This window comes from Aliiruegeria sabulilitoris (assembly GCF_001558155.1).
GTDB classification, from domain to species: Bacteria; Pseudomonadota; Alphaproteobacteria; order Rhodobacterales; family Rhodobacteraceae; genus Tropicimonas; species Tropicimonas sabulilitoris.
Genome location: NZ_LOAS01000012.1, coordinates 153,838 through 180,370 on the forward strand (window position 1 = coordinate 153,838; position 26,533 = coordinate 180,370).

Annotated in this window: 24 protein-coding genes; 12 read left to right on the plus strand and 12 right to left on the minus strand. The window is 63.8% G+C overall.

The genetic code is table 11. The annotated features are described in order from the left end of the window. The first annotated feature begins 185 nt into the window (after nt 1–185). The 4 genes from AX756_RS13130 (at nt 186) to AX756_RS13145 (ending at nt 2,820) form a co-directional block, all read left to right on the plus strand. The gene (locus AX756_RS13130) at nt 186–974 is read left to right on the plus strand and encodes an exodeoxyribonuclease III (protein WP_068312027.1); all 789 of its coding nucleotides are present in this window, start codon (nt 186–188) and stop codon (nt 972–974) included. 71 nt (nt 975–1,045) lie between these two features. After that, nucleotides 1,046–1,966 (plus strand): thioredoxin family protein, encoded by a 921-nt coding sequence (locus tag AX756_RS13135; protein WP_068312030.1) that lies wholly within the window; start codon nt 1,046–1,048, stop codon nt 1,964–1,966. Nucleotides 1,967–1,993: 27 nt separating this feature from the next. Beyond that, nucleotides 1,994–2,632, plus strand: coding sequence for an LON peptidase substrate-binding domain-containing protein (locus tag AX756_RS13140; RefSeq protein ID WP_068312033.1), 639 nt, complete (start codon nt 1,994–1,996; stop codon nt 2,630–2,632). Further along, a complete protein-coding gene (locus AX756_RS13145; RefSeq protein WP_068312036.1) occupies nt 2,629–2,820 on the plus strand; it encodes a Trm112 family protein in 192 nt (63 codons plus the stop codon). Before AX756_RS13140 ends, AX756_RS13145 begins: the two co-directional genes overlap by 4 nt. 114 nt (nt 2,821–2,934) lie before the next feature. Here the strand turns inward: AX756_RS13145 and AX756_RS13150 are convergent, their stop codons facing one another. Beyond that, entirely contained in the window at nt 2,935–4,164 is a 1,230-nt protein-coding gene (locus tag AX756_RS13150; RefSeq protein ID WP_068312040.1) for a UbiH/UbiF/VisC/COQ6 family ubiquinone biosynthesis hydroxylase, read from the minus strand. Nucleotides 4,165–4,251: 87 nt separating this feature from the next. Here AX756_RS13150 and AX756_RS13155 point away from each other — a divergent pair, with 87 nt between their 5' ends. The 4 genes from AX756_RS13155 (at nt 4,252) to AX756_RS13170 (ending at nt 10,684) form a co-directional block, all read left to right on the plus strand. Next, nucleotides 4,252–5,580 (plus strand): amidase, encoded by a 1,329-nt coding sequence (locus AX756_RS13155; RefSeq protein WP_068312043.1) that lies wholly within the window; start codon nt 4,252–4,254, stop codon nt 5,578–5,580. A 139-nt stretch (nt 5,581–5,719) separates the two neighbouring features. Then, nucleotides 5,720–6,904 (plus strand): aminotransferase class I/II-fold pyridoxal phosphate-dependent enzyme, encoded by a 1,185-nt coding sequence (locus AX756_RS13160; RefSeq protein WP_068312188.1) that lies wholly within the window; start codon nt 5,720–5,722, stop codon nt 6,902–6,904. A gap of 13 nt (nt 6,905–6,917) precedes the next feature. Next, the gene (locus AX756_RS13165) at nt 6,918–9,839 is read left to right on the plus strand and encodes a DNA translocase FtsK (protein WP_068312046.1); all 2,922 of its coding nucleotides are present in this window, start codon (nt 6,918–6,920) and stop codon (nt 9,837–9,839) included. 251 nt (nt 9,840–10,090) lie between these two features. Next, nucleotides 10,091–10,684, plus strand: a complete 594-nt coding sequence (locus tag AX756_RS13170; RefSeq protein WP_068312049.1) for a LolA family protein — start codon at nt 10,091–10,093, stop codon at nt 10,682–10,684. Between the two features lie 69 nt (nt 10,685–10,753). On the opposite strand, the gene AX756_RS13175 is transcribed toward AX756_RS13170, so the two are convergent. Both AX756_RS13175 and AX756_RS13180 read right to left on the minus strand, forming a co-directional pair. Next, nucleotides 10,754–11,335: a transglycosylase SLT domain-containing protein gene (locus AX756_RS13175; protein ID WP_068312052.1), complete on the minus strand. Its 582-nt coding sequence runs from the start codon at nt 11,333–11,335 to the stop codon at nt 10,754–10,756. A gap of 110 nt (nt 11,336–11,445) precedes the next feature. Then, nucleotides 11,446–12,327, minus strand: coding sequence for an AEC family transporter (locus AX756_RS13180; protein ID WP_068312056.1), 882 nt, complete (start codon nt 12,325–12,327; stop codon nt 11,446–11,448). 82 nt (nt 12,328–12,409) lie between these two features. On the opposite strand from AX756_RS13180, the gene hspQ reads away from it, so the two are divergent. After that, nucleotides 12,410–12,736, plus strand: a complete 327-nt coding sequence (hspQ, locus tag AX756_RS13185) for a heat shock protein HspQ (protein ID WP_068312059.1) — start codon at nt 12,410–12,412, stop codon at nt 12,734–12,736. Nucleotides 12,737–12,836: 100 nt separating this feature from the next. On the opposite strand, the gene AX756_RS13190 is transcribed toward hspQ, so the two are convergent. From AX756_RS13190 to AX756_RS13200, 3 genes are all read right to left on the minus strand, one after another. After that, complete coding sequence (locus AX756_RS13190; protein ID WP_068312061.1) at nt 12,837–14,417, minus strand: gamma-glutamyltransferase family protein; 1,581 nt, start codon at nt 14,415–14,417, stop codon at nt 12,837–12,839. 199 nt (nt 14,418–14,616) lie between these two features. Next, complete coding sequence (locus AX756_RS13195; RefSeq protein WP_197431077.1) at nt 14,617–15,060, minus strand: ATP-binding protein; 444 nt, start codon at nt 15,058–15,060, stop codon at nt 14,617–14,619. A 119-nt stretch (nt 15,061–15,179) separates the two neighbouring features. Next, a complete protein-coding gene (locus tag AX756_RS13200; RefSeq protein WP_068312067.1) occupies nt 15,180–15,518 on the minus strand; it encodes an STAS domain-containing protein in 339 nt (112 codons plus the stop codon). A gap of 90 nt (nt 15,519–15,608) precedes the next feature. Here AX756_RS13200 and AX756_RS13205 point away from each other — a divergent pair, with 90 nt between their 5' ends. The 3 genes from AX756_RS13205 (at nt 15,609) to AX756_RS13215 (ending at nt 17,960) form a co-directional block, all read left to right on the plus strand. Then, nucleotides 15,609–16,769 carry an acetyl-CoA C-acyltransferase gene (locus AX756_RS13205; RefSeq protein ID WP_068312069.1) on the plus strand — a complete coding sequence of 387 codons (1,161 nt, stop codon included), beginning with the start codon at nt 15,609–15,611 and terminating at the stop codon, nt 16,767–16,769. 12 nt (nt 16,770–16,781) lie between these two features. Continuing rightward, nucleotides 16,782–17,240: a free L-methionine (R)-S-oxide reductase MsrC gene (locus tag AX756_RS13210; protein WP_068312072.1), complete on the plus strand. Its 459-nt coding sequence runs from the start codon at nt 16,782–16,784 to the stop codon at nt 17,238–17,240. A 72-nt stretch (nt 17,241–17,312) separates the two neighbouring features. Next, nucleotides 17,313–17,960, plus strand: coding sequence for an RluA family pseudouridine synthase (locus AX756_RS13215; protein WP_068312075.1), 648 nt, complete (start codon nt 17,313–17,315; stop codon nt 17,958–17,960). A 6-nt stretch (nt 17,961–17,966) separates the two neighbouring features. Here AX756_RS13215 and AX756_RS13220 read toward each other — a convergent pair whose 3' ends face one another. From AX756_RS13220 to AX756_RS13245, 6 genes are all read right to left on the minus strand, one after another. Next, entirely contained in the window at nt 17,967–20,297 is a 2,331-nt protein-coding gene (locus AX756_RS13220) for an aldehyde dehydrogenase family protein (RefSeq protein WP_068312078.1), read from the minus strand. A 15-nt stretch (nt 20,298–20,312) separates the two neighbouring features. Next, on the minus strand, nt 20,313–21,323 hold the full coding sequence (gene deoC / locus AX756_RS13225) for a deoxyribose-phosphate aldolase (RefSeq protein ID WP_068312081.1): 1,011 nt from the start codon (nt 21,321–21,323) through the stop codon (nt 20,313–20,315). A gap of 69 nt (nt 21,324–21,392) precedes the next feature. Continuing rightward, entirely contained in the window at nt 21,393–22,502 is a 1,110-nt protein-coding gene (locus AX756_RS13230) for a hypothetical protein (protein ID WP_068312084.1), read from the minus strand. 60 nt (nt 22,503–22,562) lie between these two features. Next, the gene (locus AX756_RS13235; RefSeq protein ID WP_068312086.1) at nt 22,563–22,922 is read right to left on the minus strand and encodes a hypothetical protein; all 360 of its coding nucleotides are present in this window, start codon (nt 22,920–22,922) and stop codon (nt 22,563–22,565) included. Nucleotides 22,923–23,031: 109 nt separating this feature from the next. After that, the gene (locus tag AX756_RS13240; protein WP_068312089.1) at nt 23,032–24,771 is read right to left on the minus strand and encodes a SulP family inorganic anion transporter; all 1,740 of its coding nucleotides are present in this window, start codon (nt 24,769–24,771) and stop codon (nt 23,032–23,034) included. 58 nt (nt 24,772–24,829) lie between these two features. Continuing rightward, complete coding sequence (locus AX756_RS13245; protein WP_068312191.1) at nt 24,830–26,515, minus strand: bifunctional protein tyrosine phosphatase family protein/NAD(P)/FAD-dependent oxidoreductase; 1,686 nt, start codon at nt 26,513–26,515, stop codon at nt 24,830–24,832. Between the last annotated feature and the right edge of the window lie 18 nt (nt 26,516–26,533).

The following is a 26,533-nucleotide window of genomic DNA, read 5'->3' on the forward strand; positions in this document are numbered from 1 at the left end:
GGCCCGGGCGCTTCGCCCGGGTCTTTTTTTGGTGCAAGACATTCCTCGAAGGGGAAGCGAGCCAGTTGCAACCATCGACTGGAGGGTTCCTCCAAGTCGTGCTCGCCCTGCCCAGACAAGGCGCTTTTCGTTTGAGGCCCGGCCAAGCTCCCGTTACGGTCGCGCGGCCTCACGCGGAGAATCCCATGTCCTTCACCATTGCCACCTGGAACATCAACTCTGTTCGCCTGCGGGCGCCCCTCGTCGCACAACTGCTGACCGAGGAAGCCCCGGATGTCCTGTGCCTTCAGGAATGCAAAAGCCCGGTGGACAAGATCCCCGCGGAGGTGTTTGCCGAGCTCGGCTATTGCCACATGATCGCGCGCGGCCAGAAAGGCTATAACGGCGTGGCGATCCTGTCGAAGCAGCCTATCGAGGATCTGGGCGACAAGGATTTCGCCGATCTCGGCCATGCTCGCCACGTGGCCGGGCGTTTGGGAAATGGGGTGACGATTCACAATTTCTATGTCCCGGCCGGGGGCGATGTGGCGGATCGCGAGGTGAATGAGAAATTCGGCCAGAAACTGGATTACCTGACTGGAATGCGCGACTGGTTCCGGGAGCATCGCCCGGAAAAGGCGATCCTGGTCGGTGATCTCAACATCGCGCCGCGCGAAGACGATGTGTGGAGCCATAAGCAACTTCTCAAGGTTGTCAGCCATACGCCGATCGAAGTTGATCACTTGGCCGAGACGCAGGAATCCGGAAAATGGGTCGATGTGACCCGCGCCGACATTCCCGAGGGCAAGCTCTATTCCTGGTGGTCTTACCGTGCGCGAGACTGGGACGCGGCGGACAAGGGGCGGCGGCTGGACCATGTCTGGGCAACGGCGGATATCTCGAACGCGGCTCATTCCAGCCGCATCCTGCGTCATGTGCGCGGCTGGGAGAAACCTTCCGATCATGCTCCGGTTCTGGCGACCTTCGATCTCTGAGACGCCGCCCCTTGCATGGGGACGGTCCATGGGCCATCTAACCCCCAAGAATTGTTCATGAGGAGCCACCGATGCTGGAATTCGGCCAGAGCCCGTCGCAACCCGCCGCCGACCTGATCAAGGAAGGTACAGAGGCGACATTCATGCCCGACGTTGTCGAGGCCAGCCAGGAAGTGCCGGTGATCGTCGATTTCTGGGCGCCGTGGTGCGGTCCTTGCAAGACGCTCGGTCCAATGCTGGAGCAGGCGGTGACCGCGGCCAAGGGCCGGGTGAAGATGGTCAAGATCGATGTCGATCAGAACCAGCGCCTTGCCCAGATGCTCGCCCAGCAGGGGCTTCCGCTGCAATCCATCCCGACCGTCGTCGCCTTCTACCAGGGGCAGGTGGCCGACATGTTCCAGGGCGCGTTGCCGCAATCCGAGATCAAGGCCTTCGTCGACAAGATCGCGGGGCTGGCCGGCGATGGCGGACTGGGCGAAGCGCTCGAGGCTGCCGAAGCGATGCTGACCGAAGGCGCTGCGGCAGACGCCGCGCAGACCTTCGCCGCGATCTTGGGGGAGGATCCGTCCAATGCGGCGGCATATGGCGGCATGGTGCGGTCCTATCTCGCGCTTGGGGAAGTGGAAAAGGCCGAGCAGTTCCTGAACTCCGTTCCGGCTGAGCTGGCCGGAAAGCCGGAAGTCGAGGCCGCGCGTGCCCAGCTCGAGTTGTTGCGACAGGCCGCGAATGCCGGTCCGATTGCCGAACTTCGGGCCGCAGTGGAAGCCGATCCGGCCGACCATCAGGCGCGTTTCGACCTTGCCACCGCTCTGCATGCCAATTGCGAGATCGAAGAAGCCGTTGCCGAATTGCTGGAGCTGTTCCGGCGCGACCGCGAGTGGAATGACGGTGCCGCAAAGGCCCAGCTTTTCACCATTTTCGACGCGTTGAAGCCGACCGACCCGGTGGTTCTCAACGGCCGCCGCAAACTAAGCTCGCTTATATTTGCCTGATGGCACATTCCGGCTAGGTTGAAGCGTATGATCACGCAAACAGACCTGCCAGATCGGATTCCGGTCTTCCCCCTGCCCGGTGCGCTGCTGCTGCCGCGCGCCAGGCTTCCGCTGCATATATTCGAGCCGCGTTACCTCGCCATGCTCGACGATACGCTCAAGACTTCGCATCGGCTGATCGGCATGATCCAGCCGCAGGAAGGCGAGGGGGGCGGGCTTGCCGCCATCGGCTGTGCTGGCCGGGTAACCGGGTTCTCCGAGACCGAGGACGGGCGGTACATGATCACCCTCACGGGAATCTCGCGCTTCCGGTTGCGCAGTCAGATCGAGGGCTTCACGCCCTATATCCGGGCAGATGTGGAGTGGAACGGTTTCGACCGGGACCTCGGCAGCCAGGAGAAGGACACGAATTTCCGCCGTGAAGCCTTCATGGAACTGCTTGCACGTTTCCTGGAGATGCGGGGTCTGTCGACCGACTGGGAAAATCTGCGCGAGGCGGATGATGAGTTGCTGATCAACTCGCTTGGTATGCTGTTGCCCTTCGATGTCGGCGACAAGCAGGCTCTGCTTGAAGCGCCGAGTCTCGTGGACCGGCGCGAGACCCTGACCGCCTTGATGGAAATTGCCCTGCATTCGGGCGAAGAAGGATCCGAGGTGATGCAATGAGCGATCGGCCCGCTCCGCCGCAGCATGACCGCAAGATGCTCGAAGCGTTGGTGTGCCCGCAAACGCGGACGCTCCTTCGCTATGATGCCGAGCGGCAGGAGCTGATCTCGGTTGCTGGGCGGCTTGCCTACCCGATCCGCAACGGCATCCCGATCATGCTGGTGGACGAGGCCCGCGTGCTGGACTGACCGGCTCGTACTGCATTTCGCCCATTTACGCTCATCGCCTTTAGCTGTCTCTCGGCTTCGCCGCGAACACAAAAGGCGATATTCGATAGCTTGGGTCATGGGCCAGACACGTGATCAGGCGGGTTTCCCCTTCAACAGGTTGGGCACGTCCCCCGTCACGCCCGCGGCTTCGCGGATGAATCGTTGGCGCAATGCCGGCATCCTGTCGATGGCGGCCATGCCGAGGCTGCGGCCGAAGCGCAGGAGAGGGTTGTCATTGGAAAACAGTCGGTTGACTGTGTCCATGCCGATGGCAAGTGTGGCGCGGTCAAAGCTGCGCCACTGGCGGTGACGGTCGAGAACGAGGATCGAGCCGATATCCTCGCCACGCCGATGCGCCTCGGCCAGCACCTGCGTGAGCGTCGCCACATCGACAAGCCCTTGGTTGAAGCCCTGTCCGGCAATCGGGTGCACGCCCTGTGCGGCGTCGCCGATCAGCACCAGCCGGTCTTTCACCGTCTGGTTGGCCATGGTCAGGTTCAGCGGATAGCTGAAGCGCTTGCCGGCCAGCCGGATCTCGCCCAGGAAATCGCCGAAACGCGGGCGAAGCGCTTCCAGGAAGCCTTCGTCATCGAGAGAGGCGATATGGGCAGCCGCTTCCGGCTTCTCGCTCCAGACGATGGAGCTGCGATTGCCGGGTAGGGGCAGGATCGCCAACGGTCCGCTCGGCATGAAGAACTGGTGCGCGGTGCCGTTATGCGGTTTCTCGTGCTCGACGGCACAAACCAGCGCTGTCTGCCCGTAATCCCAGCCCGTCCGCTGGATGCCCGCGCGCATGCCGACACCCGTTTTCCGTCCATCCGCGCCGACGAGAAGTGCGCCGGTGAGGGTCTCGCCCGAGGCCAGCGTGATGGAGGCGGCCTGCGGCGTGATCTCCTGTGCAACAACATCTTCGCCCGAGCGAGTGGTCACCAGCGGGTTCGCTTCGATCGCCTCCAGCAGCGCCTTGCGCAGGTAGCGGTCCTCGAGCAGGTAGCCCATGACGCCCTCGTCCAGCTCGCCATGGTCGAAATGCATGGCAAAAGGCCAGATCGGGCCTTCACCCGCACGCCCGTCGCTGGTGACGATATGCAGGATCGGCTGGGCATGTTCGGCGACCTTTTCCCAGATGCCGATGGCCGCGAGCAGCCGTTGCGAAGCGAGCGCGAGGGCATAGGAGCGCCCGTCAAATTCCGAATCTGCCCGGGCCTCGAAGCTCAACCGGTCCACGACGATGGAGGAAAGGCCGGCCTGAGCGGCGGCAAGCGCCAGCGAGGGGCCATTGAGCCCGCCGCCAACGATCAGGATATCGCAATCATGTGTCATCGCCGACAGACATACCCCGAGATGCAGGATTGTCCATGCGCTGCCCTGCCGCTACCGTCGCCGCGGGGCAGAAAATTGGAGTTTGGCATGGACAAGTGGCTGACTATGACCGCGGCGGATCTGGGGCGCGGGATCGGGGTAGGCGATGTCGACCCGGTGGCGCTTGTCGATTGCTATCTCGATGCCATCGCCCGGCACGAGTTCTCGCCGCGAATCTATGCCCGCACGACCGCCGAACGTGCCCGCGCCGAGGCCGCCGCCGCTGGAGCCCGCGCGCGCTCAGGCTTGCGGCTGTCGCTTCTCGATGGCGTGCCGATCAGCTGGAAGGACCTGTTCGATACCGCGGGCGTCGCCACCGAAGCTGGCAGCGCCCTGCTCAAAGGGCGGGTGCCGGAGGCGGATGCCGAGGTGCTGCGCAATGCCACCGCCGCTGGTCTCGTCTGCCTCGGCAAGACCCACATGACCGAACTGGCGTTTTCCGGGCTGGGGCTCAACCCGATCACCGAGTCTCCGCCCTGCGTGAACGATCTTGATGCGGTCTCAGGCGGGTCCTCCTCCGGGGCGGCCACCTCGGTCGCCTTCGGGCTGGCTGCGGCCGGGATCGGCTCCGATACGGGCGGCTCGGTGCGCGTTCCCTCGGCGTGGAACGATCTGGTCGGGCTGAAGACGACTTCGGGCCGTCTCTCGCTCAGGGGCGTGGTGCCGCTTTGCGCCCGTTTCGACACAGTGGGCCCGCTCTGCCGGTCAGTGGAAGACGCCACGCTCCTGCTCGCTGCCATGGAGGGGCGCAAGCCCGCCGACCTCAAGGGTGCAAGCCTGTCCGGCAAGCGCCTTCTGGTGCTGGAAACGGCTGCGCTGGACGATGTGCGCGAAGCGCCCCTTCTGGGCTTCGAGCAGGCCGTGGATCGCCTCGCCGCTGCGGGGGCACAGATCGAACGGCGCAAGCTGCCGGTGGTGGCCGAGGCCCTGGCGCTTTCGCCCAAGCTCTTTGCGCCGGAGGCTTACGGCACCTGGATGGAGGTGATCGAGGCCAAGCCGGAGCTGATGTTCGCCGAGGTCTGCGCGCGCTTCCGTGGCGGGCGCAATATCAGCGGGCCGGAATACGTGCACGCCTGGCAGCAGCTCGACAGGTTGCGTGCGCAATACCTGGCTGAAACGGCGGGCTATGACGCGGTCCTCGTGCCTTCGGTGCCGCTACTGCCGCCGAACAAGGCCGCGCTGGAGGCCGACGGGGAATTCTTCGCCTCCGAAAACCTTCTGACGTTGCGGAATACGCGGATTGGCAACGTACTTGGCCTGTGTGCACTGACGTTGCCAACCGCAGTGCCCTCCGCCGGTCTCATGGTTATGGCCGCGCCGATGAGCGAGGAACGCCTTCTGCGGCTCGGGACGGTCATGGAACCGGTCCTGCGCTAGGGCGCACCTCTGGCGCAAAAGCCACAAGCCCCGCGCGGAGTGAGACATTTTCTGGACCGGAGCCGCTGCTCTGGCTAAGCTGTCAGCAAAATGGGGCGTAATGACCCCGATCCCTGAGGCAGTACAGAAAATCGAGCGCATGACGTTCCCAGAGAGGTTCGCGGGCCTTCCCGAATACGCATTTCCGCGGTTGCGGAAGCTCCTTGCCGCATCCCAACCGGGCGGCGAGGTCATCGACATGACCATCGGCGAGCCACGCCATGCCATGCCCGGCTTCGTGGCCGAGGTTCTTGCGGCCAATGTAGATGGTTTCGCGAAATACCCGCCCAATGAAGGAACGCCCGAATTGCGGGTGGCGATCTGCGACTGGGTCGGCCGGCGCTACGGCGTCGCGCTTGACCCGGACAGGCAGGTGATGGCGCTGAACGGCACGCGCGAAGGGCTGTTCGGGGCGGCAATCGCGCTCTGCCCGGAGACAAAAGGCGGCAAGAAGCCGGCCATTCTGGTGCCGAACCCATTTTACCAGGTCTATGCCGTCGCCGCGCTGACAGCGGCCGCCGACCCGATCTTTGTTCCGGCCACGGCCGAGACCGGTTTTCTGCCTGATTACGCCGCGCTTCCGGCCGAAACGTTGGACCGGACGGCTATTGCCTATATCTGCTCGCCCTCGAACCCGCAGGGTGCGGTGGCCGATATGGCCTATTGGCGCAATCTGCTGGCCCTGGCCGAGAAACACGATTTCCGCATCTTCGCCGATGAGTGCTATTCCGAGATCTACCGCACCGCGCCGCCGACAGGCGCGCTGCAGGCGGCAAAGGAAGTCGGCGCCGACCCAGAGCGCGTGGTGATCTTCCATTCGCTCTCCAAGCGCTCCAACCTGCCCGGCCTGCGTTCGGGCTTCGTGGCCAGCGGGCCGGAATGCATGCTCCGTATCCGCCAGTTGCGTGCCTATGCCGGAGCGCCCCTGCCGCTGCCCCTGCAACGGGTGGCCGAGCGCGTCTGGGCGGACGAGGCGCATGTCGAGGCGTCGCTCGCGCTCTACCAGCAGAAATTCCGGCTGGCCGACGAGATCTTTTCCGGGGTGCCGAACTATACCGGCCCGGAGGGCGGGTTCTTCCTCTGGCTGCCGGTCGAGGATGGCGAAGCGGCGGCGATCAAGGCCTTTGAGCAAACCGGCGTAAGGGTGCTGCCCGGTGCCTATCTTGGGCGCGATGTGGTGGAAGGGAACCCGGGGAAGGGGTTCGTCCGCGTCGCAATGGTGGCAGATCTGGACGAGTTGCAGCGCGGGCTGACGCTGCTGCGCGACTGCATTTATAAAGAATAAGGATAAAAATCCAATGGCTTATCAGACACGACAGCGCGATCCGCTCCTTGACAGCAACATGCAGGAAGCCATCGAAAAGCGCGGCCGCGAATTGATCGGCCTGGCCCTGCTTGGCCTTGCCCTGGCGATTGGCGGCATGCTGGCCACCTATGCGCCGCAGGACCCGTCCTTCTTCTCCGCCACGGACGCGCCGGTACAGAACATGCTGGGCAAGTTTGGCGCCTCGGTCGCTTCGCCGCTCTTCATTGTCGTGGGTTACGGAAGCTGGGCGATGGTGGCCATCACGCTGGTCTGGGGCGCGCGGCTGCTGCTTCATTCTGGTTCCGAACGGGCGATTTCGCGGGTTATCTTCGCGCCAATCGCCATCGCCGCTGGCGCCGTCTTTGCTTCCAGCATCGCCCCCACCGATGCCTGGCCGCATAGCTTCGGGCTGGGTGGGCTGTTTGGCGATACCGTGCTCGGCGCGGTGCTCAACATTCTGCCGATCTCGGCCAGTTTCGGCGTGCGCCTTCTCTCTGTGCCGATCCTTTTATTCGCAATCGGGATGCTGCTCTTTGTGTGCGGTTTCACCGGGGACGAATTGAGGCGCCTTGGCCGTTACATTCTTGTCGGCGTGATCCTGACCTATGCCGCGTTGCTGCGGGTCTTTGGCGCGGGCTTGAACGGGGCTGGCAAGGCAGCGCGTGGCGTGGCCGAGAAATCGGGTGAACGCCGTGCGCGCCGCGCCGAAGCGCGCGCCGTGGCGGCTGTGCACCCCCTGTCCGACGAGGACGATTTCGCTCTGACCGAAGAGCCGGAGAAAGGCGGGGCGATGTCGTCCGAACCTCCGCTTTCGCGGCCGACCGGCGGACTTCTTGCCTCGGTCTCGACTTTGGTGCGGCGTCAGCCCGAACCCGAACTGGTAGAACTGGCCGCCGATCCCGAGGCCACCGAAGCGCTCGAAGGGGTCGAAGCCCCGACCGAGGATCGTATCAAGGCCCGGATTGCCGACGCGATCCGGCTGCGCGCCCGTGGCGGCGTGGCGCGGGCCCAACCGGGTATCGGTCGCGCGGAGCCGCCGGTCGTGCGGCGGCGCAAGCCGGACCCGCTGATCCTCAAGGTGCCGGGAGCGGTTCCGCCCGCACCGATGGCCGAGATCGACGACATGCCGCCCGTTCCGGTGCCGGCCCTGAAACATCCCCTGTCCGCATCGCGATCCGTGCCGGAGCCGGATGTGATCGAGCCGATGGCCGAAGAACCGGTTGAGGCGCCCTCGATGGTCGGTCCGCAGGTTGCGCCGCGCATCCAGCAGCGGGTTGTTCCGGCAGCGGTCGAAGAGCCGCGCCCGATGGTGCAACACCCCGACCGTTCCGCGCCGAAGCCTTCCAAAAAGGCTCAGGCCGAAGCCCAGCCCGCGCTGGCGCTGGAGCCGCGGGCGGCCGCGGAATACGAACATCCGCCCCTGTCGCTGCTGACCAGTCCGGTTGCGATCCAACGCCATGTCCTGTCCGACGAGGCGTTGGAAGAAAACGCACGCATGCTCGAAAACGTACTGGACGATTACGGCGTCAAGGGAGAGATCGTTTCGGTCCGGCCCGGCCCGGTCGTGACCATGTACGAACTCGAACCCGCGCCCGGCCTCAAGGCGAGCCGCGTCATCGGCCTGGCCGACGACATCGCCCGCTCGATGTCGGCGCTCTCCGCGCGTGTCTCCACCGTGCCGGGACGCTCGGTGATCGGGATCGAGCTGCCCAATGCACATCGTGAAAAGGTGCTGCTGCGCGAGATCCTCGCCGCACGCGAGTTCGGCGATTCCTCCATGCCGTTGCCGCTGGCGCTCGGCAAGGATATCGGCGGTTCCTCGATCGTGGCCAACCTTGCCAAGATGCCCCACCTGCTGATCGCCGGTACAACGGGTTCGGGTAAATCCGTGGCGATTAACACGATGATCCTGTCGTTGCTCTACCGGCTCAGCCCCGAAGAATGCCGGCTGATCATGATCGACCCGAAGATGCTGGAACTTTCCGTCTATGACGGCATTCCGCACCTGCTCTCGCCGGTTGTGACCGATCCGAAAAAGGCCGTTGTGGCGTTGAAATGGGTCGTGGGCGAGATGGAGGACCGCTATCGCAAGATGTCCAAGATGGGCGTGCGGAATATCGAAGGCTACAATGGTCGGGTGCGCGATGCGATGGCCAAGGGCGAGATGTTCTCGCGCACGGTCCAGACGGGCTTCGACGACGAGACCGGCGAGCCGGTGTTCGAGACCGAGGAGTTCGCCCCCGAGCTTCTGCCCTTCATCGTCGTCGTCGTGGACGAGATGGCGGACCTGATGATGGTCGCGGGCAAGGAGATAGAGGCATGCATCCAGCGTCTTGCCCAGATGGCGCGGGCCTCCGGCATTCACCTGATCATGGCCACGCAGCGTCCATCGGTGGACGTGATCACCGGCACGATCAAGGCCAACTTCCCGACCCGGATATCCTTCCAGGTGACCTCGAAGATCGACAGCCGGACGATCCTCGGCGAGATGGGCGCCGAGCAGCTTCTGGGCATGGGCGACATGCTCTACATGGCTGGCGGCTCCAAGGTGACGCGCGTGCACGGACCCTTCGTCTCGGACGAGGAGGTCGAAGAGATCGTCAATCACCTGAAATCCTTCGGTCCGCCAGAGTATATCGGCGGGGTGGTCGATGGTCCGGACGATGACAAGGAGAGCGATATTGACCTCGTGCTCGGCCTCGGCGGCAACACAGACGGTGAGGATGCGCTTTACGATCAGGCTGTCGCTATCGTCATCAAGGACCGCAAGTGCTCGACCTCCTATATCCAACGAAAGCTGGCCATCGGCTACAACAAGGCCGCGCGGCTGGTGGAGCAGATGGAAGACGAGGGGCTGGTCAGCGCCTCCAACCATGTCGGCAAGCGTGAGATTCTGGTTCCGGAGCAGGGTTGACGAGACAACGCGTCGGTCAATTCGGGCTGTCCCGGACTGACCGCTCGCTCTTCCGTGCGCTTTCTCCAACTTCTTCTGACAAGAAATATCCCCGCCGGAGGCACGATCCGAAGGATCGTTCAGCGGCGGAGTTTCCTTTCGTGACGTTTGTAGATCTGTTTCGCCCGCGACGTGGCGGCGCCTTGCCGGTCACGGCTCTTTGATGGATTTCGCTCTGGTCAGGACGCTCTCCAGGACATAAGCAAAAAAGCATGATCAGAAGAGCCTTTCTTGCCCTGACGGCCTCGGTTCTGCTTGCGGGTCCCGCGGCAGCCGAGAAACTGTCGTTGAACAGCATTTCCAACTATTTCAACTCGTTCCAGACCGCTGCGGGCGAGTTCACGCAGATCAACTCGGACGGGACGATCTCGACAGGGAAACTGTTCATCAAGCGTCCCGGGCGCATCCGGTTCGAATACAACCCTCCCGAGAAGTCGCTGGTGATCGCCGGTGGCGGCACGGTTGCAGTCTTTGACGGGAAGTCCAACAGTGCGGCGGAACAATTTCCGCTGAGTCAGACACCGCTCAACCTGATCCTGGAGAAGACCGTGAACCTGGCGCGCCGCAACATGGTCGTTGGCCATAGCAGTGACGGAAGCAAGACGACGGTTGTCGCGCAGGATCCCGAGCATCCCGAATATGGCAATATCCGTCTGGTCTTCACCGATAGCCCAATCGAGCTGCGCCAATGGGTGATCACGGACGGCAGTGGCCAGCAAACGACCGTGATCCTCGGACAATTGACCAAGGGCGTTGCGCTTCAGGCAAGCCTGTTCAACGTCCAACTGGAGTTGGAACGGCGATGAACGTCGTCGATCCGGTGATGCCAGCTTGGGGGCTCGCACTACATTTATGCCGTGCGAGGCCTGGATGTGTCAGATCTTGCCGCAGGAGCGGAGTTGCCGGTCATACATCGTTGCACGCTCTCCGACTCTGGACGACACGTTGAGCAGCCAGCCCTTGGAATTGTAGGTGCCGCGTTTGTAGCCTGTCCAGCCATCGTGATAGGCGAGATACTGGTTGCGCGCGTCGGATAGCGAGATGCCCAGCTTCTCCCGGGTCTGGTTCATGTACCATCCCATGAAATCCGTTGCGTCGCGGATATTGGTGCGTTTGGCGCCGCGGTTGCCGGTGGAGTCCCTATAATGGTCCCAGGTGCCGTCAAGTGCCTGGCTGTAGCCATAGGCCGAGCTTTGTCGACCCATCGGGATCACGCCCAGCGACCACTGGTAGGGCGTACGGGCATCGCCGTCAAACTTGCTCTCCTGGTGGATGATGGCCATCTGTACGGAAACGGGCACATCCCATTTGCGCTCTGTGGCTTTCATCGCGCGCAGGTATTTCGGGCGCTGGTCGACGATGCTGCAGGCATTGTCGAGGTTTCTGGGGGAACTCTTTCCCCCTCCGCAGCCGGCCAAGGCCACGAGAATGCAAAAGGCGCAGAAAAGTCTGGTCATCCGCCTGTCCGATTTTAAATTTGTGTTCTGCTCGTTTATTGCGACCAGTTTAGGGCAATCCGGCTTGCGAGGAAACATTCAACCTTAGCGGACCTGGTCACATCCTTGTTTCAAAGCAGGAAGGCCAGGGCCAGCGGAAGCGTGAGCACCGAAATCAGGGTCGAAACGACCACCAGACCGGCCGCGGCGCCGGAATCCGTGCCATAACGTTCGGCCATGAGGTAGGAGGTTACGGCCACGGGGGTGATCATCTGTAGGACAAGGACGGCCAACGGGATGGCGGAGAGCCCCAGGGCATGCCCGATGCCGAGCGCGGCGATTGCACCGATCGCCGTCTTCAGAAGTGAAAGCAGAAGGGATCGACCCATTTCGCCGGGCCGAAGCCGCCCAACGGCGACCCCGAGCGTGAGCAGCATCAACGGGATCGCCATCTGGCCGACAAGCGTGAGCCCGTTCGTAAGCCATACCGGCGTATGCCACCCCTGCCACAGGAAGAGCGCTCCGAGAATTGTCGCAAGGAACATCGGCTCTCGCAGGACGCGGGCCGGTTTTCCGCCGCCCGAAACCATCCAGATCCCGACCGTGAACACTCCGATCGTGGTGACGGCGAGAACGACAACGGCATATCCGAGCCCCTCGTTGCCAAAGGCGAACAAGGCTAGAGGTAGCCCGAGGTTGCCGGTATTTCCAAAGGTCAGCGGCGCGAGGTAGCTGGGTTGATCCAGTTTCATCAGATGTACGATAAGCGCGCTGGCAAGGGCGACTGCGCCGTAGCAGAGGGCCGCGGCCAACGAAATGCTCGCCAATGAGGAGGGATCAACCTCTGTCTTCGTCAGCGCGGTGAAGATCAGGCAGGGCACGGCGAGCGTCATCGCAAGCCGGGTCACGAACTCCACGGGATAGTCCCAGCCGGCCCGTGTCCAGGCGGTTCCGAACCCCGCGAGAAGAAACACGGGTGAGACGATTTCGAGGACTGTCAGGACAAGGTTCACAGACTGTTTCCCATGTTTTCGGCCCGCTCGGATGGACTCCAGCGCCCCGACGGCTTAGGCAGGAATGGTGGGGACTGCAATTATGTTTAAGAGTCAGGCAAAATATCATCTCGGACAGGTTGTCCGTCACCGGAAGCATCCCTTCCGGGGTGTGGTGTTCGACGTGGACGCAATGTTTTCCAATACCGAGGAATGGTATGATGCCATTCCCGAGGAGTCTCGTCCGCCCAAGGAACAGCCGTTCTATCACCTGCTGGCCGAAAACGATCAGAGCTATTACGTGGCCTATGTTTCGGAGCAGAATCTGGTCGCGGATTATTCCGGCGAACCGGTGGACCATCCCGATCTGCCCGACCTGTTCGGGGAATTCGAGGACGGAATCTATCCGCTGCATTTCCAGCTGAACTGATCCAGACGAACGGCCGGACGGGGGCGCTCCCGCCCCTTCACGACGCCCTTGCGGGCGCCTTGAAGCGTTGGGGGTGGCGCGCTTCGCGCGCGCCTATGGTTCAGTATCCGAGCGCGATGCCATCTTTGCGGGGATCGGAAGCACCGGTCAGGCGGCCGGTCTCCTGGTCTATCACGATCGCCTGGGCGCCACCGAGCCCCGCCGAGGGGATGACGGTTCGGTGCCCAAGCCGTTCGAGTTCCGTCCGCACAGCGGCGCCATAGCTGCGTTCGAGCTTGAGTTCCCCGTCGATGGCAAAGGCCCGCGGCGCGTCGATGGCTTCCTGCGGATCCATTCCGTAATCGACCATGTTGCTGATCAGGCGGCAATGGCCCGTCGGCTGGAATTGTCCACCCATGACACCAAACGGCATGAAGACCTTACCGTCCCGCTTGGCCATTCCGGGAATGATCGTGTGCATCGGTCGTTTACCGGGGCCGGCCTCGTTGGGATGTCCCTGCACGAGGGAGAAGCCTGCGCCACGGTTCTGGAGCAGGATCCCGTAGCGTGGGCTGGCCAGGCCGGAGCCGAAGCCGTGGAAGATCGAATAGATCAACGATACCGCCATCCGGTCCTGATCGACGACAGTAATAAGGATCGTGTCCTGGTGCACGGCCTCGTCGGGGCTTTGAATGCCCGCTGGCGCAGTTTGCGTGTCCAACTCTTTCAGAAGCTCGCGGGCAAAGGCGGGGTCGTGCAGGCGCGAGGTGTCCGCCATGTAATCTGGATCGGCGAGCAGGCGGTCACGCGCGTCATAGGCGAGACGGGCGATTTGCGCCTCGAGATGCACCCTCTCTGCGCCGAACGGGTCCAGTCCGGAAAGGTCCTGCTCGGCCAGCATATGCAGCATCAGCAGCGCAATGGCGCCCTGACCGTTGGGGGGATGCTCGACCACGTCCAACCCGCGGTAATGGCCTTGGACCGGAATGGTCCAATCGGCTTGGCAAGCCGCGAAATCTTCCTCGGTATGGCTGCCGCCATTCGCGCGGAGTGCGCCGATCATGTCGGCGGCGATCTCACCGGTATAGAAAGCCTTTGCGCCAAGTTCGGCGATGGCACGCAGAACTTCGGCCTGACCCGGCGCGCGGAACAGGTCTCCGAGCGCAAGCGGCGCGCCGTTCTTGAGGTAATGCCTGCGAGCATCGCCGAAGAGGCGGGGTGCGTCTTCCACCCAATCGAAGGCGACCCTGGGGGCCACGGGGACGCCTGCCTCGGCATAGTCGATGGCGGGGGCGAGGCTCGCGGCAAGGCCGAGACGACCGAAGCGGGCGGAGAGGGTCTCGAAACCGGCGACCGCGCCGGGAATCGTTACCGAGAGGGCGCCTTCCGTCGGGATCTTGCTGTGCCCCGAGCTGCGCAATTGTTCGGCATCGAGCCCGGCGGGGGCGCGACCCGATCCGTTCAGCGCGTGGACCTGACCGTCTTGCGGATGGCTGACCAGCGCAAAGCAGTCGCCGCCGATGCCGGTCATTTGCGGCTCACAAATCCCCAGCAGAACAGCGCCGGCAATCGCCGCATCGACCGCGTTGCCGCCTTTTTTCAGAACGTCGATTGCCGCCATGGCGGCCAACGGGTGCGATGTTGCACAGATGCCGCGATCGGCATGGACGGTCGAACGGCCGGCCCTGTGGAAATCTCTCATATCATTCTCCTTCGCCGTCCATGCATAGCGTTTGGAGAAGATAGGTCCAGAGGGGAGAAAGGGTCCTCGGCACCGTGCTCTGGGTGGGGGCCTGGACACACGGCACCGAGGGAAGCCTTGTTCAGCTACAAAGACAGTATTGCGAAGGTTTTTGTTGTGCAGGTGGAACGAATGGGGCGGGTTTCAGGCAATCGCCCTGCTAGCCTTCGCCATGGTTGAGAGGAATCTGGAAGATGAGGTTGTTGCGGTCGCGTTCCCGAGCGTATCGCAGGTCACTCGTCAATTCCCGGATCAGGAACCAGCCGAAGCCACCCTCGGGGAGGTCGGACAGGTCCACGGAGAGATTGTGGGTTTTTCCGGCGGGAAGGGCGAGGCCTGGCATCGGCTTGCCGTCATCCTCGACGCGGCAGAACAGATTGTCGGCACACAGGTGGAGTTTGAGTTCAAAGCGGCTGCCGGGACGCTCGCAATAGGCATGCTCCACCACATTGTTCATACACTCGGCCAGGACGACTTCGATTGCGTCCCTGTCAGAGGGGGCGACACCCAGCTGTTTCAGCTCATCATTGATCCGTATCAGCGCATCGCGAACATCCGCCGCCGTGCTGCCGATAGACTCCGCCAGCATGTGATCTGTCGCCATTATCTCCGCCCGGCCTGTTCTATGTTCGACCGAGGGGCCTTCGGGCGTGCCCAGACTTGAACCCGAAATATCGGCACCGCCATTCCCGGACAATCTGGAAGAGGTCTCGAAGGTTTTCATCAGGCTGCGCTGGCGCTCATCGCGGCGTCTGCCGTGGGATGGATCGTAAAGACCGAGTCCATTCTGGTGAGGCGAAAGACGCGTGAAACCTTGTCCGAAAGCCCGGCCAGTTCCAGTTGACGGTCCTTGCCAAGAAATTTCATCGCGGCAACCACGGCACCGAGGCCAGAGGAATCGAGAAAATCGACCCTTTGAAGGTCCAGAACCACCCGCGTTGGTTCTTGGCCGCAAATATCCCGGATGCAATCCTTGAACTGAACGGCACAGGCGGCATCAATGCGTTCGGCAAGCACGGTGATCTTCAGGGTATCGCCCTTCCGGACGGTCTCGAAATCCATGCCCTGTCTCCTGTTTCCAAATCTGCATCTAGGCTGGACCAAAAACCTTACCATTCGGTATGCGTGTGGGAGCGAACAGGGAGGATTTTGATGCAAGAAGTTGTGATCGCGGGCGCCGCCAGAACGCCGATGGGTGGTTTTCAGGGCGATTTCGCCTCGCTTTCCGCGCCGGAGCTCGGTGCGGTTGCGATTCGAGGCGCGTTGGAGCAAGCGGGCACGCAGCAGGTGGAGGAACTGCTGATGGGCTGCGTCCTGCCGCATGGCCAGGGTCAGGCGCCAGCGCGGCAGGCGGGGTTTGGCGCGGGGCTGGGCGAGGATGTTCCGGCGACGACGCTCAACAAGATGTGCGGCTCGGGCATGAAAGCGGCGATGATCGCTTTCGACCAGATCGCGTTGGGGCAGGCCGAAACCATTGTCGCCGGCGGCATGGAGAGCATGACCAACGCGCCCTACCTGCTGCCAAAGATGCGCTCGGGGGCGCGGATCGGCCATGGCCAGGTGCAGGATTCGATGTTTCTCGACGGGCTAGAGGATGCTTACGACAAGGGCCGGCTGATGGGGACATTCGCCGAGGATTGCGCGGAGCATTTCCAGTTCACGCGGGAGGCGCAGGATGCCTATGCGCTTGGCTCTCTTTCCAACGCGCTGGCGGCCCAGAAATCCGGCGCTTTTTCGGGCGAAATCGTTCCGGTCACGGTTCGTGGCCGCAAGGGCGACCGCGTGATCGACATTGACGAGCAGCCGGGCAATGCCCGCCCCGACAAGATCCCGCTCCTGAAGCCGGCTTTCCGGGAAGGGGGAACGGTGACGCCGGCCAATGCCTCTTCGATTTCCGACGGTGCTGCGGCGTTGGTGCTGGCTTCGGAAGACAGCGGTATACCGGTGCGGGCGCGCATCCTGGGCCACGCCAGCCATGCCCAGGCGCCGGGCTGGTTCACCACCGCGCCGGTTCCGGCCGCGCGGAAGCTCCTTCAGAAAATCGGCTGGAATGTGGGCGATGTCGATCTTTGGGAGGTCAATGAAGCTTTTGCCGTTGTTCCCATGGCCTTCATGCGCGAAATGGGCATCGAACGGGAAAAGATGAACGTGAATGGGGGCGCCTGCGCGCTCGGCCATCCCATCGGTGCCTCGGGCGCACGGATCATGGTCACGCTGCTGAATGCGCTCGAAACGCGCGGGTTGAAGCGGGGTGTGGCGGCGATCTGTATCGGCGGCGGTGAGGGGACAGCCATTGCGCTGGAACGCCCCTAGGAAAGGACGCGAATGACGGTTGATTACGACGCGCTGGAAAAGGTCCTGCTCTCCCTGACGGAGGGCGAGACCGACGCCGTTGCCCTGATGGCGACGCTGGCCTGCGAGATCCATCATGCGGACGTGCGGTTCGACTGGACCGGTTTCTATCGCGTCACGGCACCCGAGTTGCTGAAGATCGGGCCCTATCAAGGGGGGCATGGCTGTCTTGTCATCCCGTTTTCACGTGGGGTCTGCGGGGCGGCGGCGCGGACGGGCGAGGTGCAACTCGTCGATGATGTGGACGCCTTTCCCGGTCATATCGCCTGCGCCAGTTCCACCCGCTCCGAGATCGTCCTGCCGGTGCGGAACCGGGCGGGCGAGCTGATCGCGGTGCTCGATATCGACAGCGACCAGCCCGCGGCCTTTTCGCGAGAGGATGCCGAGGGGTTGGCCCGGATTCTGGAGAAGGTCTTCGTGAATGTCGTCTGAATCGCACACGGGACGCTGCTTGTGCGGCAATGTCCGCTTCGAGATCGGCGAAGACGGGGTCGCGCGAAGGCCGTGAGCAGCGCATATGATCCGCCGCGGGATCCGCCTGTGATCCTGCATCGTGACGAAAACCTCCTGCTGGTCAACAAACCCGCCGGGCTTCTGTCCGTGCCGGGCAAGGGCGCGGAACTGGCCGACTGCCTGCTGGCCCGGTTGGAACGGGACTATCCGGGTACGTTGCTGGTGCACCGGCTGGACCGGGACACGTCCGGCGTGATGGTCTTTGCTATGAACAGGATGGCGCAGCGGCATCTGGGGCTGCAATTCGAGCGGCGGCATACCTCCAAGCGCTATGTGGCGCGGGTTTCCGGGATCGTGGAAGCAGAGGCCGGGCTGCTCGATTTGCCGCTTAACTCGGATTGGCCGAACCGGCCAAAACAGATGGTGGATTTCGAGAATGGCAAGCCCGCGCGGACGCATTGGCGGGTTCTGGAGCGGGAAGCGGCGGCGACGCGGGTCGAACTTCGGCCGGAAACCGGGCGCAGCCACCAGTTGCGGGTGCACATGGTCGCGCTTGGCCACCCGATCCTCGGCGATCCGCTCTATGCGGAGGGCGACGCGCAACGGGCGGGACGACTCATGCTCCACGCCGAGGGCCTGACACTCCGCAACCCCGATGGCGGGGGGCACCTGACATTCCGGGCGCAGGTGCCCTTTTGAGCGGCTCTACTCGCCGTAGGGCACCCAGACGGTCTTGATTTCGGTCGCCTGCGTCAGCGCCTCCCGGCCCTTCATCGCACCGTCCAGCCCGCAGGCCCAAGTGCGCTTGAGATTGCGCGCCGCCGCTTTCTCAATGGCGGCATCCAGATCGGCGGTGGAAAGGTTCCACACCGCGTCCACGTCGAGGTGGCTGGCGATATCGGCCGAAAGCGCGCCTTGCGCCCCGGTGACGATATTGACCACGCCCGCAGGCAGGTCCGAGGTTTCCAGCACCTGGTAGAAATCGGTCGCGGTGAGCGGGAAGGCCTCCGAAGGCAGCAGGACCACGCGATTGCCCATCGCCACCGCCGGCGCCATGGCAGCGATCAGGCCGAGCAGCGGACGGTCCGGCGGGCAGACCGCGCCGATCACGCCGACCGGCTCGTTGACCGCCACGGCGAGGCCACGCAGGGGTACGCCCTTGGCCGCGCCATCCAGCTTGTCGGCCCAGGCGGCATGGGTGAAGAGCAGGTCGATGGCCGCTTCGACTTCCTCCGCGCCGGTTTTCGTTCCCGTCATGGCGTCGATCCGGGCGGCGAATTCGGCGGCGCGGGCCGAGAGGTTCTCGGCGATGTAGAACAGGATCTGCGCCCGCAGATGCCCGGTGGATTTCGCCCAGCTCGCAGCTTTGCCCGCCGCCTCCACAGCGTTGCGGATATCCTTGCGGTTACCCTCGCCAACATGGCCCAGAAGCGCGCCCTTGGGTCCCCAGATGGTGCGGGAATAGCCCGAGTCGGGGCGTGCCTGTTTGCCGCCAACAAACATCTTTGCGGTGCGGTCGAGCGGGTTGTCGCTGCTCGGGTCAGCAGGTGCCGCAAAGGGCGCAATGGCTGCTGCGCGCGGCGCCGATTCTGTCGGTTTGGTATAGGCCAGCAGGCCCTCCCAGCCGCCCTCGCGGCCGAAGCCGCTCTCGCGAACGCCGCCGAAACCGGCGGCGGCGTCGAAGAGGTTGGTCGCGTTCACCCAGACCACGCCGGAGGCGAGCTTGGGCGCGATGTCGAGCGCGAGATTGATATTCTCTGACCATACGGAAGCCGCCAGCCCGTAACGCGTGTTATTGGCGATCTCGACCGCCTCGCTGGGTGTGCGGAAGGTGGTGGAGACGAGGACGGGGCCGAAGATCTCCTCCTGCATCAACCGGTCGGCGGGCGCCAACCCGGTGATCAACGTGGGCGGGTAGAAACAGCCATCCGGCATCTTCACGGCCGGTTGGAACACCTCGCCATCGCCCGCGCCTTCCTGGACGAATCGGGTCACGGTCTGAAGTTGCACCGGGTCCACCAGCGAGCCGACATCAATGCACTTGTCCAGCGGATCGCCGATGCGCAGCGTCTCCATCCGGGCCTTGAGCTTGGCGTAAAAGCGCTCGGCGATGCCCTCCTGCACCAGCAGGCGGGAGCCCGCACAGCAGACCTGCCCCTGGTTGAACCAGATCGCATCGACCAGCCCTTCGACCGCGGAATCCAGATCGGCATCTTCGAAGACGATGTATGGCGACTTGCCACCCAGCTCGAGCGTCAGCGATTTGCCCGAACCGGCGGTCGCTTCACGAATGGCGCGGCCAACGACCGTGGAGCCGGTAAAGGCGATCTTGTCGACCTCCGCGTTCACGATCATCTCGCCCACGGCGCCGTCGCCCGTAACGATATTCACAACGCCCGCAGGCAGGCCCGCTTCCTGGCAGATCTGGCCAAAGAGCAGCGCGGTCAGCGGCGTGAACTCGGCAGGTTTCAGAACCACCGTGTTGCCCATGGCGATGGCGGGCGCGATCTTCCACGCGAGCATCAGCAACGGGAAATTCCACGGAATGATCTGGCCACAAACGCCGAGCGGCGCGCGGCCGGGCATCTCGTCCTCCATGAGCTGGGCCATGCCGGCATGGTAGTAGAAATGCCGCGCGGCGAGCGGGATATCGATATCCCGGCTCTCGCGGATCGGCTTGCCATTGTCGAGCGTCTCCAGCACGGCAAAAAGGCGCGCGTGTTTCTGCAGTAGCCGCGCCAGCGCGTAGAGGTAACGCGCCCGCTTGTGCCCACCGAGCCCGGTCCAGCCCGGCTGCGCTGTGCGCGCGGCGACGACGGCGGCATCCACATCCGACTGGCTGGCCTGGGTGAGCTTGGCCAGAAGCGCGCCGGTGGCTGGGTTGCGGCTCTCGAAACCCGCGCCCGGTTTGGTGAAGCTGCCATTGATGAAATGGCCGAAGGCGCGATTGCGGCTGTCTAGCCAGGCTTGCGCCTCGGTGGCGCTTTCGGGGGCCGGTCCGTATTCCATGCTGTCGAAAATGTCCTGAATGTTCATGATGCCTCTCCCGGATCAGGCCAGCGGGTGACGGAAAGCGGCGGAATAGGCGCCGGTGACGTGATGTTCGATCTGCCGTTCGATGTCGCCCAGGAGCGAGGAGGCGCCGAAGCGGAACAGGTCCGGCTGCAGCCAGCGATTGCCCAGCTCCTCCTTCAGCAGAGACAGATAGACCAGCGAGTCCTTGGCCTTGGAGATTCCGCCGGCGGGCTTGTAGCCCACCTTGAAACCGGTGCGCGCTTCGTAGTCGCGGATGGCGCGCATCATCACGAGGCTGACGGGGAGCGTGGCGTTCACGCTCTCCTTGCCGGTCGATGTCTTGATGAAATCGGCGCCACCCATCATGCAGATGAGTGAAGCGCGGGCGACATTGCGCAGGCTCCCCAACTCGCCGGTCGCGAGGATCGCCTTCACATGCGCCTCGCCGCAGGCGGCGCGGAACTCGCGCATCTCGTCATAGAGTGCCTGCCAGTTGCCGGTCAGAACGTGGCGGCGGGAGATGACAATGTCGATCTCGGCCGCGCCGGCCTTCACGGACTCGCCGATCTCGGCAACGCGCAACTCAAACGGCGAGAGGCCGGCCGGAAAACCGGTGGAGACGGCCGCGACCGGGATGCCCGAGCCTGCCAGCGCCTCGACCGCCACCTCGACCATGTCGTGATAGACGCAGACCGCGCCGGTGGTCAGCCGCTCGACGCCAAGAGCTTCCAGCAGGTCCGCGCGAACGGGCTGGCGGGCCTTGGCGCAGAGCCGGCGCACGCGGCCGGGCGTGTCGTCACCTGCCAGCGTCGTCAGGTCGATCAGCGAGATCGCCTTGAGCAACCAGGCGGCCTGGTAGTCTTTCTTGACCGAACGGCGACCCGGCAGGCTGGCTGCGCGGCGCTCGATGGCCGAGGTGTTCGCTTGCGCGCGCATCACCCAATCCATGTCAAGTTCCATGCCGGGGTTGCGCGGCTCTCCGGCCAGTTGTGGCAGGTGATCGGCGCGGCGCGTGACCGCCGTCGTCTCCTCGTTCCGGGTTTGCATGAGGTGCCTCCCTTCGAATTCGTCGCGGGCACGCTCGCACGGGCGGCCCGACGGGGCAATAGGATCCGCTCAGCCGCGCGGCAGCAGCCGGGCGAGGGTCTCGGATGTGACATCATCCGCCGAGTCCAGCATGCGCGGCACCAGGCGGTCGTAACTCTTCCAGTTGATGGTGATCGCCCGGCAATGCCAGTAGCCGAAATTGGCGTTCTTCAGCGCCCCCATCGGCAGCCACATGTCGGGGCGGTGAACGTCCCAGCCAAAGAAGCGCCGCCAGCCATCGGGACGGATGCAATACTTGGTCGGACAGGGGCCCACGCCGACCTCCGGGTGCAGGTGGTCAGCATGAGAGGCAGGCGGTTCGGCATCCGCGACCGGGCTGCGCCACGTGCCGTCGAAGGCCACGATGCCGAGCGGGCTCTTGTAGGTCGCATCGAAAATCGAACCGCCTCGGCTCCAGACAAGCTCGTCGATGTCCACGTTCAGAACAGCGCGCGCGTGGCGCAGGAAGCGCAGGCGCGCAAGGTTGAACATGGCCGGTTGCAGGAACTTCGCTCCGCCGCCGCCGGACTTGGAGCGCACCGGGCCATAGCGCTGCGGCACCTTGAGCACGACGGCGCGTTTCAGACCGGTGACAGAAAGTTTTTCGAGCAGCGCTTCGGGCGTATATTCATCCGAGGCGTTGTCCATCAACAGCATGGCTTCCAGCCCGTGCTCGCCGACGTGAAAGCGCGCCCAATCGGCGATCCACTCCAGTCGGTTGTTGCGCGAGATGTGCAGCGAGGCGTTCAGCCCGGCAAATATCCCGCTCTGATCGGGGCTTGTCCCGCTCTGTCCGCTCCAGCGGCCGGAACTGGTCGAGAGCACCTGCGCTCCCGCGGGTCGATCGAGAATGACGATGTCGTGGCGGCGGAAATGGCGAACCCGGCGGATGCGCACGGGCTGTTCGTCGATCTTCAGCGCCCCGTCGGCGAGCATCGCCTTGAAGTTCAGAAGCTTCGGGCAAACGACGAGCAGGCGCTCGCCCATGGCCACGGCATCATACCAGAGTGTCGTCCAGTCATAGGAGTTCTCGAAATTCTGTCCCCGGGCGCTGCGGGGCACGATGGGCGTGCGCCGCAGCCCGCTTCCCTCGACGGAAAGCGACTGCATTTCGGCAATGGAAAAATCATCCAACTCCATGGTGCAGCCTCTTAGGCTGATCCGAGCGTCAATCCAACTGCAATACCGTCCCGGAAAGGGTCACAGAGCGAGTTCCCGTGCGTCCGTCAGTTGATAGTTGTAGCAGGCGGTCCCGTTGCGGAAGCGATCCACCTTCATGTTTTCGAGAGTGAACTCGAAAAGCTGACGGCCGGGCGTGCTGGCATTGTCGGTGGTATCGACGACCACGGCGCGGATCCGGCGCTCGGGATTGCCAGCGGTGAGCTGCTGGACGACGGCGTCGAACTGTTTCTGGGCGAGGGCCGTGTCCTTTTCGCCAAGTGTCCGCCATGTCTGATTGAGCTGGTTGTCCTGCATGTCACGGGCGTTCATCACGGGCAGGGTGCCCATGCCGGAAACCTTCGCCGTCCAGTGTCCGCGAGTTTGGGTGATCTTGATCATGTGGCAAATCCTTCCGGGTTACTGCGGGACGAACGGTTCGTGTTTCCCAGATGGGAACGCCTCAAGCCCCGCGCATGTCCCGCAAATGCGGGACGCGCCGGAGCCCTTGTTATTCGGCTGCTTCGCTCAGTGTCGCGTTGCCCGACAGTGCCATGTATGCGTCATATTGCGAAAGGAATACCCGACCGTTCATCTCTTCAAGGAAATGGCTGCGTTTCAGGCGGTCCATTACCGGGCCTTTTACCTCGCTCAGGTGCAGCTTGATACCCATATCTTTGAGTCGGTGCAGAATGCTCTCCAGCGACTCCAGCGCCGAGAGGTCTACTTCGTTCACTGCCGGGAAATTCAGCACCACGTGCTTGAGCTGCGTGTCGCCCACAACGCGGTCGTAGACGTAGTCCTCCAGAAAGCGTGCATTGGCGAAATAGAGGCTCTCATCCACACGCAGCGTCACCATCGCCGGGTCGGTCAGCACCTTGTGACGGCAGATATTTCGGAAGTGATGCGTGCCCGGCACCAACCCGATCTCGGCCACATGCGGGCGCGAGGTCTTGTAGAGATGCAGGAAGATCGACAGCACCACGCCGGACGAAACGCCAACCTCCACGCCCATGCCGAGCGTCAGAAGGATCGTGGCGGAGACGGCAAAGAAATCCGGCTTGGAGAATTTCCAGGCATCCCTGACCACCGAGAAATCGACGAGCGACAGCACGGCGACGATGATGGTTGCGGCAAGTGTCGCCGTGGGCAGGAAATAGAGCAGCGGTGTGAGCAGGAGCGCTGCCAGCAGGATGCCGATGGCGGTGAAGGCGCCCGCGGCGGGGGTCTCGGCGCCGGCATCGAAATTGACCACCGAGCGGGCGAAACCGCCCGTGACCGGGTAGCCGCCAGTGAGCGAGGCCGCGATGTTGGAGGTGCCGAGCCCGATCAGTTCCTGGTCCGGGTCGATGCGCTGCCGCCGCTTGGCGGCCAGTGTCTGGGCGACGGAAACGGATTCGACGAAGCCGATGATCGAGATCAGGATCGCCGGGCCGATCAGCGCTTTCCACATTTCCCAATCCGCCGAGGGAGCCGAAAGCGGCGGCAAGCCACGCGGCACGTCGCCGACGATGTTAACGCCGCGATCGGCAAGGCCGAAGATCCAGGCGAGCAGCGTTGTAACGACCACGGCCGCCACCGGGCCGGCCTTGGTCAGCACATCCGCCAGGCGCGGCTTGATGCCGGATTTCAGCAGCAGCGGCTTTAGCCCCTTGCGCACCCAGAACAGGAAGGCGGTGGCGGTGACACCGATGATCAGCGTCCAGAGATTCGTCTGACCGAGGTTGCCGAGCAGGTGGCCCAGTGTCTCGATCAGGTTATGGCCCGAGGCCTGCACGCCGAGGATGTGCTTGAGCTGCGAGGTGGCGATCAGGATGCCCGAGGCGGTGATGAACCCCGCGATGACCGGGTGCGAGAGGAAATTGGCGATGAAGCCGAGCCGCAGCAGCCCCATAACGGTCAGGAAGATGCCGGAGATGAAGGCCAGCGTGATCGCGGCGAGCGCGATGGCGCGCGGATCGCTCAGCCCCAGATTGCCCACGGCCGCCGCCGTCATCAGCGAGACCACCGCCACCGGCCCCACGGCCAGTGCCCGCGACGTGCCGAAGATCGCATAGGCCACCAGCGGCAGGATCGAGGCATAAAGGCCCATTTCCGCCGGCAGGCCCGCGAGCAGCGCATAGGCGAGCGATTGCGGGATCAGCATGATCGTGACGATCACGGCGGCAAGCGCATCACTTTCGAAGGTCTGGCGCGAGTACTGGCTGCCCCAGTCGAGAATGGGCAGGTAGCGGCGAAGAAACGGGGGCATGGGGAGGAACCTTGAAAAAGCGGAAATCCGGCGCGCCCGGGGGCGCGCCGGTGAAATGTCAGACCTTGGGGGCGTCGACGGAGATCTTCTCCGGCTTGGCCATCCATTCGCGGCCCTTGAGCATGCCACCCCAATAGACCGGGGGCAGCAGCATTTCCTTGAGGATCCATGCCGCGCGCGTGGGCTTCGTGCCGTTGATCAGCCATTTCGGCAGGATCGGCATCAGCGTGCCGCCATAGCCGAATTCGGCCAGCACGATCTTGCCGCGCTCCACGGTGAGCGGGCAGGAGCCGTAGCCGTTATAGGCGCCCTGCGGGCTGCCGCCGAGGATGTCCGCGGTCACGTTGGCGGCCACGACGGGCGCCTGCATCCGGGCCGCTGCGGCGGTCTTGGCATTGGGCGCGTTCATCACATCGCCCAGCGACCAGATATTGTCGTACTGCTTGTGGCGCAGCGTGATCTGGTCGACATCGACCCAACCGGCGGCATCGGCCAGCGGCGAGACGCGGATGAAGTCCGGCGCGGTCTGCGGTGGGCAGACATGGATCATGTCGAACTCCACCTCGATCGTGGTCGGTTCCTCGTCGGGTTTCTTGATCTCGAACGTGGCTTTCTTCGCCGGGCCGTCGATGGCGACGAGGTTATGGAAGAAATTCAGCGTCGCGTCGTATTTCTCCACGTATTCCATCAGCGCGGGCACGTAGTCCTTCACGCCGAAGAGCACCCCGCCCGCGTTCATGAACTGGATGTCGACATCCTTGAGAACGTCCTCGCGGTGCCAGTGGTCGCCCGAGAGATACATCGCCTTTTGCGGCGCGCCGGCGCATTTGATCGGCATCGGCGGCTGGGTGAAGAGCGCGCGGCCCTTCTTGAGGTTCTGCACCAGCTCCCAGGTGTAGGGCGCAAGGTCGTAGCGGTAGTTCGAGGTCACGCCGTTCTTGCCCAGCGTGTCCACCAGCCCGTCAACCGCGTGCCAGTCGAGCTTGAGCCCCGGGCAGACGATGAGCCGGTCGTATTTCACCACCCGGCAGCCATCGAGGATGACGGCGTTGTCATGCGGCTCGAAAGCGGCAACGGCGCTCTTGATCCAGTGCACGCCCTTCGGGATCAGGCTGCCCATGGTGCGCGCGGTGGTGGCCGGGTCGAACACGCCGGCGCCGACCATGGTCCAGCCGGGCTGGTAATAGTGAATGTCGGCCGGGTCGATGACTGCGATGTCGAGATCGCGCATCCGGCTCTTGAGCGAGGAGGCGACCGAGATGCCGCCCGCGCCGCCGCCGACGATCACCACGTCGAACTTGGCGTCGCCGGTATCGGTCGGCGTCTTGCCGCCATTGACGATCCGGCGGACGACGCCGCCCATGTCGTAGCCGGCCGATTTGGCCGTGGCCAGGATCTCGGAGGCCGGCATGTCCTTGGCGTGGCTGAGCGACCAGAGCGTGGTGCAGCGTGTGCCCGTTCGGCAATAGGCCAGCACCGGGCCGGGCAGCGTCCTCAGGGCCTTGCCGAATTCGACGGCCTGTTCATCCAGAACCATGCCCGAGGTGACGGGTTGGTAAAGGCATTCCAGCCCGATCTCCTTCGCCGCCATCTCGATTTCCTCGAAGGTCGGCTGGTCGTTGCCCTCTCCGTCGGGGCGGTTGCAGACGATGGCCCGGAAACCGGCCTCCTTGATCTTCTTTACGTCTTCCGGCGCAATCTGCGGTGTCACCGAGAGCGCGTCGGTCAGTTTCTTGATTTCCATCTCGCAGGCATCCTCCAC